Source organism: Flavobacterium sp. (assembly GCF_965277525.1).
In the GTDB taxonomy this organism is placed as follows: domain Bacteria; phylum Bacteroidota; class Bacteroidia; order Flavobacteriales; family Flavobacteriaceae; genus Flavobacterium.
This window is the reverse complement of the sequence record NZ_CBDIDC010000011.1, coordinates 806,046-820,565: the sequence shown is the minus strand read 5'-3', so window position 1 is coordinate 820,565 and position 14,520 is coordinate 806,046. Positions and strand designations below refer to the sequence as shown.

Below are 14,520 nucleotides of genomic sequence, written 5' to 3'. Positions count from 1 at the left end.
CGATAACGTATTGCCAGTTTTTGTTTGCCATTTCCTGATTTTTTTAAAAAGATGTCGTAATGTGCCTGACTCGTGTAAAAAATTGTCATCCCTGCTTCGTCGCCTTCCTTTTTATCATTTAATGATAATGCAGTGCTAGCCGAAAAATTAACATGCTCCTGTCTGCGTCCGACAAAAGTAGGGGAATCATTATCATCCAAAGAAACCGGACTTGTTTTCAATCGTAACGAACCTCTTTTCTCTGCAAGAGAATAATTTCTCATAAATGGGTTGCGCAGGTAATTCCAGTCAACGCCTAATTTAGCTTCATCAAAATCGGTATCAAGGTTATGTTGTTTAACAGCTTGTAAGGGTAGAGTAGGTACATTCATATCTATGTTTACTGTACCGTTGCCATTGATTACCGGCCAAGCATTTGTATCCCATCTAACTGGAGCTAAAAATGTTTCACGTCCCAATACGTGATGTAGTAAGCTTTGCGGACGAAAGCCCAAGAAAACCATCCACCATGACCCATCATGTGCCTGAATAAAATCGCCATGCCCAGTACCTTGTATTGGGTTGCTTTGTGCATTTTCATTCATGTGTGTCATAATTGGATTAGACGGGTTCGATTCATAAGGTCCATAAATAGATTTGCTTCGCGCGATTGTCATTTTATGTCCATATTCAGTACCACCTTCTGAAATGAGCAGAAAATACCATCCGTCTTTTTTATAAATGTGCGGCGCTTCCGGATAACGTCCGCCTGTTCCATTCCATACACTTCTGCCTTCGGTAAGTTTTTTTCCTGTTTTTATATCTATTTCACAAATCATAATACCACCAGCATTTGACAGAAAGTAACATTTGCCTTCTTCAAAATATAAAGTAGGGTCAATACCTCCCTGTTCCACAAAAACAGGCTCAGACCATTCCCCAGCAGGATTATTCGTATATACATAAAAATTTCCTCCACCAGATACATTTGTAGTAACCATATAAAAAACACCATTATGATAACGGAGTGTAGGTGCATAGATACCTGAAGAAGGTGCGCATTTGTCTAATTTAAGTTGGGAAGGACGAGTCAAACAATGCCCAATCTTTTCCCAGTTTATCAAATCTTTACTGTGAAAAACTGGAACTCCTGGAAAATATTCGAAACTGCTGGTAACTAAATAATAATCATCACCAACTCTACAAACACTTGGATCTGGATGAAAACCTGAAATAACAGGATTTTTATAACCCTGAGCATTTGAGTTGTGAGAAAACACTAAAATGTAAACTAAAAGAATTATTATTTTTTTCATATTATTTTTTTCATATTATTTTTTTCATATTATTTTTTTCATATTATTTTTTTAAAATCAAGTATAATGTTCTATTTCAAAATAAATTCAACTGTACCTTTGATATCGGTGGCCGAAGCACCAATCATAATTTTGAAAATACCAGGTTCTGCAATCCAACTATTTTTTTTGTCATCATAATACGAAAGAGCCTCTTTTGTTAAAGTAAAACTTACCGTTTTTTCCTCTCCGGGCTCTAAAGAGATTTTATCAAACCCTTTTAATTCTTTAAGCGGACGAGGTAAACTTGATTTTTCATCCTTAACATAGAGTTGAACCACTTCCTTTCCTGCAACTTTTCCTGTATTTTTTACTGTAATTGTTACAACTAATGGATCGGCTGTTGTAATTGATTTTGAAGAAATCATAGGTTTTCCATATTGAAATGTTGTATAACTCAATCCATATCCAAATGGGAAAAGAACAGGAATTTTTTTAGTATCAAACCAACGGTATCCCACTAAAATATCCTCTTTGTAACTTACGTTGACACCGTCACCTGGATAACAGAGTTTATCGAAGGAATGTGCCCCAGCATCTTTCAGTTTTTTAGGAAATGAGATAGGAAGTTTCCCTGAAGGGTTTACTTCACCAGAAATTATATCTGCCAAAGCATTTCCCGCCTCAGAGCCAAGATACCATCCTTGTACAACAGCTGGTATTTTATCTAACCAAGGCATCAAAACTGCATTTCCGCTTAGTAAAATTATGCCAACATTTTTATTGACTTTCAGTATTGCTTCAATCAGTTTATCCTGTTCAAATGGCAAACTAAGAGATTTGCGGTCACCACTTTCACAATCCTGAAAATAATTTTTATTTAACCCGCCGACAAAAAGAACCACATCGGCATGACGGACAACATCAACAGCTGCGTTTTGTAAGGAGTCTAAATTTAATTTAGAAGGTTCTTCAGCCCCATAAAGCGATGGACCCGAAGCATAACCCATGCTGTAAACAATATGATTTTCACCGTATTTTTTCTTTAATCCCTCTAATGGTGAAACTTCATATTCCGCTTTAAGCGACGTAGAACCTCCTCCAACAATCAGACTACGTGTAGCATTTTCTCCTATCACAGCTATCGTTTTGTATTTGCCTTCAGGAATGGGTAAAAACTGTTTGTTATTTTTAAGAAGAACAATGCCTTCATCTGCTATTTTTCTGGCTGCTGAACTATGTTCGGGTGATACAAAACGACCGAAAGGGCGATTAGCACTCATGGTAGTGCGAAAAATCATTCGCAAGATTCGGCTTGCCTTATCATCAAGCTTTGACATTTCGTATTTTCCTGATTTAATTCCTTTCAAGAATGGATCTGCTAAGAAATAGCTAGAAAAAGGAAAATGACCTTGTGTTGTCAATCCATTGGTATAGGTACCCATCTCAATGTCTAGCCCACCATTGACAGCTTCATCTGTATTGTGAACACCCCCCCAGTCACTGACCACCACGCCATCAAACTTCCAATCATCTTTCAGAATCTTATTCAACAAAATGTCGTTGTGACAGCAATGTACACCCCATATTTTATTATAGGCCCCCATGATTGACCACGCTTTCCCTTCCTGAACAGCAGCTTTAAAAGCTGGAAGATAAATCTCTTGCAATGCTCGGTCACTTACATTTACATTGATTTCGCCTCGGGAAATTTCCTGATTGTTCAATGCAAAGTGCTTTACACAAGCTGCAACTCCATTAGACTGTACACCCTGAACATATGGCACTACAATGCGTGAAGCCAAAAAAGGATCTTCACCCATATATTCAAAGTTCCGACCATTGAGCGGTGTACGATAAATATTAACTCCTGGTCCTAGCAACATGGTTTTGTTTCGGTATCGGGCTTCTTCTCCAATAGATTTACCGTAAAGCAACGATATTTGGGGATTGAATGTTGCCGCAAGACAGGTTAATGCTGGAAAAGCAGTGCAGGAGTCATTCGTCCATTGCGCCCCATTCCATTCATCCCATAATTTCTCATCGCTCACACCATGCGAACCATCGGCAGACCATACGTCTGGAATGCCTAAACGAGGAACTCCTTTTGAACTGAATTTTGACTGAGCATGGCAAAGTGCCACTTTTTCTTCTAATGTCATTCGTGACAATGCATCTTTTATACGAGCTTCTATAGGTTTATTTACATCTAAATAGACAGCCTCCTGTGCCCATCCTTGAACAGACAACAGCGTAAATAGTATTACTAAGACACTAATTTTTCTTTTTATCATAATATTGTATTCTATTATTTCTAAAACTACTGTTATGCTTATTTAATTTCATAAGTAATCACCTTATAAATAGCAGTAGTTTGAACTCCTGTTGTTTTTGCAGACTCCAAGCAGCTTGGTTTGGCCCTCTGAGGCGGAATAATTTGTCTGTCTACAGACTGGACAATCATTGCATTACGTCCTGTCATAAACACACAATCATGTTGCCAGGTTTCGTCACCATTTAGCATACGAAAAGGCATCCATTTATCTTCTTGAAACTTTATATTAAACACATCTCATAGGCAAATTACCTTTGATTGATCTTTCTTATAAAATATTATTATTGCTGTAATACCTACTAATATATTCATCTGGGGCAATTTGAATAATAAAACAATATCCTGAATTATCCCATTTATTATATCTATATATACATTATCCCCCTTAATATTAGATTGTCTTTTGCACGCATGAAAGCTCACATTTGACCTATACCTTGATATTTTTTACTTAGGGCATTACTTCATTTATTGCAGAAATTACAACTAAGCCTTGGTATTTGCTATCTAAATTCCCTTCAAATCTTATAATTTCATCTGATAAAATACCACAGTGTATAGGTTCTGGAATAATCATTTATTAAACTAACCTCATACTTTGGCTTCCTTTTTATCAAAAATCATTGATTTAATTTATTTATTAAGAGCATTTTTAATTCTTGAATAATGTATTTATTTTTCGGGGCTAATTATAATAGCAAAACCACCACCATTAGCCATATTTAGTGTTAGCTTATCTGTATTTTTAACTTTAATTATTTCGCGTTTATAGTCTGTCGCATTTTTGTTTGCATTAATTCCATCTTTGAAAATTTCGGCTGAATAACTCCCTTTATCTAAGAAAGTTAAATCTATCTTCATTTCCCTTGGCGACCAATTAGTTAAACCTCCTACATACCATTTATCTCCTTTTTTCCTGGCGAGAGCAATATATTCCCCAACTTTCCCATCGAGAGCAATTGTTTCGTCAAAAGTGGTTGGGATCTGAGAAATAAATGTAGTACTTTCCTGTTCATTCATATATGCTGTAGGACTATCAGCCATCATTTGCAGTGGCGCCTCATAAATAACAAACATCCCCAATTGATGGCTTCTTGTTCCCTGACTCATCGGCAAAGAATTACTTGGTCGAAAGTCTGATCTTGTTGCATTACGCATTGCCCCTGGTGTATAATCCATTGGTCCAGCCAGCATCCTAATGAAAGGAATACTTGTCTCATAGTGTGGCATATCATCATTTGGTGTCCATTTTGCATTCTCTAAACCTTTAACTCCTTCAAAATTAACAATATTAGGGTAAGTGCGCTGAATACCAGTAGGCTTATACATTCCGTGAAAATCAATAAAAAGTTTATATGATGCAGCCTTTTTAGCAACATTATATAATGATTTTACCATTTTTTGGTCATCACGATCTATAAAATCAATTTTAAACCCCTTAACTCCCATTTTTGAATACTTAGAAAAAGCATCATCTAAAACCTGATTTACGGCATACCATGAAGCCCAGAGAATAATACCCACATTTTTCTGCTTTCCATAATTGATGATCTCTTCAATGTTCATATTTGGTGAAATTTTCATCATGTCGGTTTCTTCACTCCAACCCTCATCTATTATTACATACTCAATATGATTTTTGGAAGCAAAATCAATGTAATATTTATAAGTTTCCGTATTAATACCAGCCTTAAAATCAACCTTCGAAATATTCCAATCATTCCACCAATCCCACGCTACTTTTCCTGGTTTTATCCAGCTTTCATCTGCAATTTGAGAAGGAGCAGAAAGTTTTTGAACCATATCATTATTCGCCAAATCTTTATCGCTCTCGCTTATTATGATTGCTCTCCATGGGTAATTTCTAGTACCGTTTGTTTTGGCGATATACAGTTCCCTCTTCGAAACCATATAGTTCATATTATTATAACCTCCCAACCGCTCTTCTTTCGGATAATGGGCAAATACCCCTTGTAAACCTTGGTTATTCTGCTTATTAATTGTTAAAAACATTCCTGGATAATCGTCTAACTCAGCCTCAATGATAGCCGCTTTTTTGCCATTTCCTAAATCGACAAGAAGCGGAGAAATAGCCAGTGAATCTTTTACAAACTTAGAAAGCAAAATTTCATCATAAGTGGATTCAAAAGCAGAAGAATACATATCCTTTTCCCTTAGATCACGCACATAGGGAACAAAGGCTTTATGATCTTTGCTGAAGTTAAAATTGGCTTCCTCCGATTCGATAATGATTTTCCCTTTCTGGGCTGTAAAAAAACGGTAAGCCACACCATCGTTGTAGGCTCTTAAAATAAGACCAAAATCGCCCTTAAAGGTTACAGTAAGCTGATTATATTCATCAACCACCATTTTCTTTTTATAAAGTGGTGTAGCAAAAGTGGTGTTGACTTTTAACTCTTTAACACTGACAATTTTTGCATTGTTTCCTAAAACTAATCCACTACCGAGTTTTAACGAAATGGCGGAAAGAGTAATAACTTCCGTGTTTTCATGTTTGACGGACCATTCCATTCTTGCTCCATTTTCTACAACCATATCAATCTTTCCGTTGGGAGACTTTACATGGATGACCTGAGCAACTCCTACAGTTGTTGATAAAAACAATATTGTTACTACATATAAAAAAAAACTATTCATTCGATTACTGTTTCTTACCATTATTATTTAACTGATTTAATGTTTATTACTGTTTCTTCTAAAGTCGGAGAGCTAACTGTTAGTTTTATATTACCCGCATCGCGTGTGCTTTTTATCACCACTAATACCTTGCCTTTCCATGCTTTACGCGAGTTATCCACATAGGAGTCAACATCTTTAATGTTGGCATTATCAACTCCTGCAATCACACCAGACCCATCAATTTTGAAATTTAAACGATTTGTCGCATTCGGTTGGATTATTCCATCCTTATCTGTTATTTCAACCATTATATATGACAAGTCCTGTCCATTTGCAAGTATCTCTCTTCTGTCGGCTGTAAGTTTTATTTTTGTAGTATCTCCAGCAGTTTGTAAAATGGTTGATTCTATTTCTTTTCCGTTTTCTACTCCAACAGCTTTAAGTGTACCTGCAGAATATGGAAGCGCGAAAGTAGCCTTAAACTGCTGATCGAGGGTTGTTGACTGTTCGCCAATTAACTTGTTGTTTTGATATAGTCTTACCTTAGAATATTTAGAATATACCTCAACCTGAATCGTTTTACCTTCAAATCCTGGCCACGTCCAGCTTTCCCACGTTGGCCATACCGACCAGGTTGTTGTTTTGATTTCCAATGGCTCTGGTTCAGGTTCGCGAACGGCCATATATAGTTTCTCGTTATTGTTGTACAACATGCTTCGGTAATGCGAAATAGGTTTTCTCCAACCAATCAAATCAATATCTCCGCAATAGGAAGCATGAATGGGAAACATTTCGTTATCCCAACTTTCACCTGTTGTTTCACCGGAATAAAATGTCCTACCAATACCGGCTTCACCAAGATAATCAATTGCTGTCCATACAAAATCACCAATTATGGAATTGTTTTCTTGCCCCAATTTCCAATTAACAAAAGCATCTTTTGGATACGATTCCGTATGAACAATCATTCTTGAAGGCACTCTTTTATGATCGTCTGGCGCACTATGCAAGTGATAATTATATCCTGCAACATCGTGTACCGCCATAAGCGGATCAAAGACCGACCAATCCTTACCATTATCTACAATAGCAGATGTTACAGGACGAGTTTTATCAATTTTCTTTATAGCATTTATAAGCATTTTAGCGGTTTCAATAGCTTCTGGTTCTCCTCTTTCCGGTATTTCATTACCAATGCTCCACATGATAATCGAAGGATGATTTCGATCGCGTAATACCATTGCCTCCAAATCAGATTGCCACCATTGGTTGAAATATTTAGAATAATCATTATTGTTTTTACCGACTTTCCAACAATCAAACGACTCATCCATAACCAGTAAGCCTAATCTATCACAGGCTTCCAAAAATGCTTCGGAAGGAGGATTGTGAGAAGTTCTCACTGCGTTGAATCCACCAGCTTTGAGTAATTGAATTTTACGCTCTTCAGCACGATCGAAGGCTGCAGAACCTAAACAACCATTTTCGTGATGAACACAACCTCCGTTTATTTTCAAAGTCTTCCCATTCAATTGAAATCCATTTTCAGCAGTATATTTTATGGAACGAATTCCAAAAGTGGTTTTTGTATCATCAATTACTTTTTTATCTTTTAAAACTTGAATTTGAGTCTGATATAAATTTGGCGTTTCAGGTGTCCAAAGTAAAGGATTTGACACGTTTATGGTTTGATTGATTTCCTTTTCGCTATTAGCTGGAATCTCAATTTGTATCTGAGATTTCCCTATGTTTTTAGAATTATTATTCAAAATAAGCGTTTTTACCAGAACGCTCTGGGCAGATGCGGTTTCGTTTTTGACTAATGTTTGTATCTGAACTGTTGCTTTTTTTGCAGACACTGTAGGAGTTGTGATTGCAGTACCCCATTGCGCTACGTGTACTGGATTAGTTAACATCATCCATACGTGGCGATAGATTCCTGAGCCACTGTACCAACGACTATTTAAATGCTGCGAATTATCCACCCGCACAGCGATTAGGTTTTCTTTTCCAAAATTCAGGTAGGGTGTAAGGTCGTAGCTAAATGAAGTGTAACCATAAGGACGAACACCCAACGATTTTCCGTTTATAAAGACCTCAGAATTCATATAAACACCTTCAAAATAAATAGCTATTTTTTGAGCTTTCCAAGCATCGGGTGCCTGAAAAGTTTTTCGATACCAGCCAATCCCTGCTGGAAAATATCCTCCTGCACTTTTAGTAATATTTTTAGGATTTACTTTTCCTTCAATGCTCCAATCGTGTGGCAGATCTAGACTTCTCCATTTCGCATCATTGAAATCATTTACCTTGGCTTCAGAATTATCACCTAAAAAGAATTTCCAGTCATAATCAAATAATTGTTTTCTTTCCAAACTTTTTTGCGTGTATCCAGAAAAAGAGCTTGCAACAAGTATGAATGCCAATACTATTTGTTTTGTAAAATTTTTTTTTGTGTGTGAATTAATTTTATACATCTTGTTATGTTTATTTTATCAATACTTTATTATGGTATCATTTCATTATCTAAAGAATTATTCCTGTAACATTGGGCCAAATAAATAAAAAAACACCACCAAACAACGGTTCTTTTTGTATCATAAGACTGTATCAATTGTTGCAATTTTTATAATTACATAAAAAAACATTCAATTTATTTCATTCCCATATTTAATGGCTTAAAAAAATTGTTATTTTAATAAGAAGATCAATCTCATATACAATAAAATTTGAATGTACAAAATCAGCCTTTTACAGTTTGAAAGGAACTCAAAAGCTATCTTTTTTAATAAATAAAAACAGCTCTTTTATGGTTACGTTTTTTTTTAGATTTTTACTGCTTAGTTAGGTACAATGTGGGGGAGTTTACAGTTTGTCAGGATTAGACTGGACATGCAAATAAACACTACATTAAGTTAAGCAACATTATTGTAATTGTTAAATTGTTCTATAGTTGGATAATTCTAAGCTGAATATGTCCTCTTTCTACTGTATCAAATTTCGATGCATAGAAAGATTTCTAGTTTAATTTGTTCTTTAGAAATCAGTTTATTTCCATAAATCAATTCAGTTTTCAAAGATTTGAAGAAGCTTTCAATTACAACATTATCCCAGCAATTCTCTGTAAGACTCCTACTGCTATTTTTTTTTATAGCAATCACGAATATTTACAAACTTTTTGCTGGTCTATTGGACACCTCTGTCGGAATGAAATATAAAACTGGGCCTGTGACTGTTGCTTGACAAAACTAATAGCCTAATGGTAATAATAGTTTCAATTGCTTTCATGTTTTAACATTAATAATTTCATCCAAAAAACAAACTTCAAAGTTTTGCAAAAAAACAAGACAAAATAGCCTCCATAATATAATTTTGATTTAAGTAAATACCACATCCGCAGTTGAGTTAAATTGATGTTTTTTTGTGCAATATTTGTTAATTCCATTACGTATAATTTGAAAAATAACCATTAAAGTTCATTAGCTTTCCATACTAATTCTTCTCCAATGGTTTTTAATCAATTTTTATTAATCTGTACTTGTATGTACAGATTAATAAAAACTTATTTCTTTTTGTTCACTTGTTTTCCATACAATAATGGCAATTCAGCACCCGAGCGCAGTGAATCTAAATCCCTTGGGTTGTCTAATGTTTCAGTTACTCTGTTTATAACACCAGCCCATAAAAACGGAGATATTTTATTAGCACGAGCGGTTTTTACGACATGCGCATAGAAATGTGCCGTTGACTTTAAAGACAATAATGAATCTGCAGGAGTTGGACAATGATCAGCATGGTATTGCACACCAAATTCACCCATCATTAAGGGAATACCTTTATCTACAAATCTTTGTCTAGCCAATAATAAGGTACTTTCCATATAATCTTCTTCTAATCCTGCATCTGAGTTATGCAAGGGGTCGGTAGTTGATTTATAGTTTTTACCCCAATAACGCCATTCTCTTCCCCAGCTAGCATCTCCTCCAAGTATACAAAAATTTGGTGGAGAGTACCAATGAAATTCAAGTATCAATTTATTAGGCACCTTATCAACTGGTAAACCAGGATTTGCACCAACTGAAAAGAAAGGAGCTAAATCAAGAGATGTATTTGGAACTTGTAGCACTAAAGTACGATAAGCGTTTTTCCCTCCTGTAGAACGGACAGCATCGATAAAAATTTGGTGAAAATCGTGCAAATTGGTAACTTCAGTTAATGTTGTAGCATCAGGTTCATTGCTACTTGCAAACATTACTTTTTCATCAAAATCACGCAATTTAGTAGCTACTTGTTGCCATATAATTTTCTGAATTGCTTTTATGCTATCTAATTGTCCTCCAGTCGCTTTAAAATCCGAAAAACCATCATGGTGATCATTAACAAGCACATACATATCCTCATTAACACAATACTGAACCACTTCCTTTAACCTGTTTAACCAAGTATCATCAATTTTTCCAGTTGCATGATCAGCATGAGAAACCCAATATTGACAAGGAATTCGTACCGCATTAAACCCAGCGCTTTTTAGTACAGTAATTAGGTTTTGTGTTATCTTAGGATTACCCCAAGTAGTTTCATCACCAGGAGTTTCCATAGTATTCCAAATGTTGATTCCCAATTTAATACCTGCATTTATTTCCGTTGCCGTACTTCCCATACCTGTAGCATCTGGTGCAATTGGTGACGTATTAAAAGATGGGTATAAATAAGGTGGTTGATTAATTGTAATACGCCTTGCTTGACCATTATCGGCAGATATCCTAATAACAGCCAAATTAGAAATGGTTGTAAGATTTTTAACTGCCGTCAAAGCGACTGTAGTAGTACCATCGTCGCCTGCTATTTGATCTATTTTCACCCATTCATTTGAATTTTCTATTTTCCATTTTGCATTAGAGTCAATAGTAAATTCTATTACGCCTCCTTCGGGCTCAAAAACAGCCTTATCAGTCGAAACAACTAGTTTTGCTTCTTTACCACTATCATCCTTTGAACAAGAAATGACAGCTGTTACTACAAAAAGTAACATTGCAATTTTGTAAAGATTTTTAATTTTTTTCATTATTATTTCTTTTTGTTAATTTTATTGTTTTAAAAGCTGTGGGTAAATTCAATTTATCTGTTTTACCCACAGATTTTATTCCCTCTATTTTTAATTATTGATTTACTTATTTGACTTTTACAACTCTGATGTTATCAAATGCTGCTTTAAAGCCAGTTGCTGTTGCAGAAGTACTATAATTATGTGCATATAAATAGAATCCACTCTTTCCTGAAGTACCTAATAAACTAATTAATTCTGTCATTGAATTACCTCTTCCTACGCCGAGTGCAGCATCTTTAGCACGGAACTCAGTAAAAGGAACGGTGACAGTTATCCAGCCTTTTGTACTATAAGCTTTGCTAATATTAGCAGATATTTTCCATGGTTCCCACCTATAGGTATAGGTATCGTTGTCGGTCTGTATAAGCATTGAACTGCCATTCCAAGCATTAGGGATACTCATTTCAAATTTAAGAGCATAATTCTCAACAGGATCATTAATATTGGCTTGTGCCACCCAATTTTTAGAATCCAACCTTATGGCACGATCCCAAGGCTGACCAGCACCAGCGAGTAGTGTCCCTTGATCAATTACCAAAAATTGGGATTTAGTTCCTGGAAAATCAGGAGTATAGGAAGGCCATCCAGAGCTTGGATCTCCACTATACAAATCTGCTGCCCAGAATTGCCAATTATCACCCCCATCACAAATGGATAATGATGATGTACCATAAATATCATTTACATCATAAAACGTAGTAACCGACCCAAAGGATGTTGTAATCGCTACTGGCCCTTTTTGTGGTGATGATGGCAAAACAAAACCAATAGAACTTCCATTATTGTTTAATTTGTAAGAAGAAATTGTTGTGCCACCGAAAGAAAAGGATTCGACTCCTTTAAGGTATTGACCATAAACAAAAACAGAATCATTTACTGCAGCGTTCTCGTTAGAAATAGAAAAAATGATTGGATCTGCCGCTATTTTAAAAATAGCCATGCCACCATACGCATCTATTTCGACATTTCCAGAGGTAGGTGCTGGTGCTGGCATTACAAAACCAACAGAAGTCCCGCTAACATTTGGTTTAAACGAAGTAATTGCCGTTCCTCCGTAAGACAACTTTTTAATTAAAACAAGATTAGTACCATAAATAAAAATTGAATCGGCAGGTTCTGTAAATACATCAGAAATAGCTGTTATAACTGGTGCCTCTGGACCAAGTTTAAACGAAAAAGTTGTTGAGCCTTCACTTGTTACATACTCGATAGTATAGAGTTTGTTCACATCTATTTGCGAAAAAACGATAGCTGGTATTTTTACAACTGCATGATTAGGAGTTAAGAAGCTGTAATTGAATGTAGCTGGTACACCATTAAAAGAGATTCTAAGTGCACTTCCTAAATTCTGTCCTTCAATAACTACATACTGCTCTTTTGCGACAGCACTATCTATTATAGTATCATTAGGAGAGGCAACATAATTTCTTACACCAGTAATGACAGGTGTCCCCATATTATCATTACTACAAGATGCTAAGATGATACAAAATGCAACCGAGCAGAACATTAGGAAATAATGAATATTTTTTTTATTTAAAAAATTTTTCATAATTATAGTTTTTAATTATTAATAATAAGGAACTGGTGGTTTCGCCAATTTTGGGTTGGCTGTCATCTCAGTAGCTGGTATTTGCAATGTAAATGAACTAACTGTTGCAGGGATAACGCTTGCTATTGTTGTCTCATCTGGTGTAGCCTCCTTAAGTATAGGATCATATGTAAACAAACGTCTATCTTGTGCGTTTAAAAGATTAATTGCCTTAACAGGATTCCAATAAGAAAGTCTTACCAAGTCCATCCAATATTGACCTTCATAACCTAGCTCAATATGTCTTTCGTTAAGAATAGCAACATAATTTAAGCTCGTAACTGGATTGATACCTGCTCTTTCACGCACTTTATTAAAGTAAAGTAATGCATCTGCATCTGTTGTGCTATTACTATTTCCCAAAATAGCTTCGGCATAAATTAAATACACATCTGCTAACCGAAGAATCGCATTATGTTCAGGTGATGCCGACCAAGACATAAGAGGCGAACTGTTGTCTTTATCGTTACCAATAATGTGTTTTTTCATATATGTACCGGTTGCTTTATAACCACCACCAGCAGCATTTAATTCAGGATATTTATCTCCAGTAAGCATCATAGTGGCTTTACGTCTTATAGAATCCTGAGCAGTATACGCTAAATAAAACTCGTATGTAGGATGCATTGAAGACCATGCTCCAGTTTTTTGAGGCATAAGATCAGCAGATGGCGCAAGGTTGTTCAAAATATTACCTAAATTATACTCCGCAGGTGCAGTCCATTGTAAAGCAAATAAATCTTCTGGAACATCGTTAAATTGTACTCTGAATAAATCATAATAACTTGGATGTAGAATTAACCCGCTGTTTTTACATACACTGCCTGCATATAGCTTAGCTTTATCTAAGTACTCTTGTTTTCGAGATCCGCCAGTTTGTTGTAAACATGCCATAGTTAAATATACTTTGGCCAACATACCTTGCGCAGACCATTTGGTTACACGGCCTTTTTCATCCATAACTGGAAGGTTCTCTGCTGCATAAGTAAGATCGTTAGTTACGAATTTATATACATCGGAAATAATTGCACGATAAATTAATGGATTATCAATTAATTTACTATTATCCTCAACAATAGGAACAGCACCCCAATGAATAGCCAAATAAAAATAAGCTACACCTCTTATAAACCTTGCTTCGGCAATAGCCGCTTTTTTATCAATTTCGGAAATAGTAGCTGGAGCATATTGCTCTATACCTAGAATTGTATTGTTGGATTGACCAATAACATTATACATACCTACCCATGCGCTTCTCACAATACTGTTAGAAGCGGAAAGACTATGTGCGTAAAGTTGAATTTGATCAGCACCCTGATATTGACCTGTAGTTCCATTTCCTGACAAAACATCGCCAAGATTTAACATTGCACCATTATTCCATTGCCCCCAAGCAGCTGAATATAGGCTAGCTGTAGCCAATCTCATATCGCTAGTTGTTTTATAGAAATTATTGGCGCTTATCTGGGATTGAGACGGACGGTCAAGAAAGTCCTCACTACATCCAACTATAACCACAAGCAATAGTATAAGAGTAATTAATTTATTTGTTGATTTCATATTTTAAATATTT

At 35.6% G+C, this 14,520-nt stretch carries 9 protein-coding genes; all 9 read right to left on the bottom strand.

Annotated features, from left to right (window positions below; translation table 11 throughout):
• The coding region (locus ACQY44_RS24060) for a glycoside hydrolase family 43 protein (protein WP_428232810.1) at positions 1-1,295 on the bottom strand (1,295 nt) is incomplete at its 3' end.
• A gap of 71 nt (positions 1,296-1,366) precedes the next feature.
• On the bottom strand, positions 1,367-3,568 hold the full coding sequence (locus ACQY44_RS24055) for a glycoside hydrolase family 3 C-terminal domain-containing protein (RefSeq protein WP_428232809.1): 2,202 nt from the start codon (positions 3,566-3,568) through the stop codon (positions 1,367-1,369).
• A 38-nt stretch (positions 3,569-3,606) separates the two neighbouring features.
• Complete coding sequence (locus ACQY44_RS24050) at positions 3,607-3,810, bottom strand: hypothetical protein (RefSeq protein ID WP_428232808.1); 204 nt, start codon at positions 3,808-3,810, stop codon at positions 3,607-3,609.
• Positions 3,811-4,281: 471 nt separating this feature from the next.
• Positions 4,282-6,267 carry a glycoside hydrolase family 97 protein gene (locus tag ACQY44_RS24045; protein WP_428232807.1) on the bottom strand — a complete coding sequence of 662 codons (1,986 nt, stop codon included), beginning with the start codon at positions 6,265-6,267 and terminating at the stop codon, positions 4,282-4,284.
• 23 nt (positions 6,268-6,290) lie between these two features.
• On the bottom strand, positions 6,291-8,624 hold the full coding sequence (locus ACQY44_RS24040) for a glycoside hydrolase family 2 TIM barrel-domain containing protein (RefSeq protein ID WP_428232806.1): 2,334 nt from the start codon (positions 8,622-8,624) through the stop codon (positions 6,291-6,293).
• 618 nt (positions 8,625-9,242) lie between these two features.
• Complete coding sequence (locus tag ACQY44_RS24035) at positions 9,243-9,410, bottom strand: IS3 family transposase (RefSeq protein WP_428232805.1); 168 nt, start codon at positions 9,408-9,410, stop codon at positions 9,243-9,245.
• Positions 9,411-9,811: 401 nt separating this feature from the next.
• Entirely contained in the window at positions 9,812-11,314 is a 1,503-nt protein-coding gene (locus tag ACQY44_RS24030) for a cellulase family glycosylhydrolase (RefSeq protein ID WP_428232804.1), read from the bottom strand.
• A gap of 106 nt (positions 11,315-11,420) precedes the next feature.
• Positions 11,421-12,812, bottom strand: coding sequence for a glycan-binding surface protein (locus ACQY44_RS24025; protein WP_428232803.1), 1,392 nt, complete (start codon positions 12,810-12,812; stop codon positions 11,421-11,423).
• A 114-nt stretch (positions 12,813-12,926) separates the two neighbouring features.
• Positions 12,927-14,507, bottom strand: a complete 1,581-nt coding sequence (locus ACQY44_RS24020) for a RagB/SusD family nutrient uptake outer membrane protein (RefSeq protein ID WP_428232802.1) — start codon at positions 14,505-14,507, stop codon at positions 12,927-12,929.
• Positions 14,508-14,520: the final 13 nt, after the last annotated feature.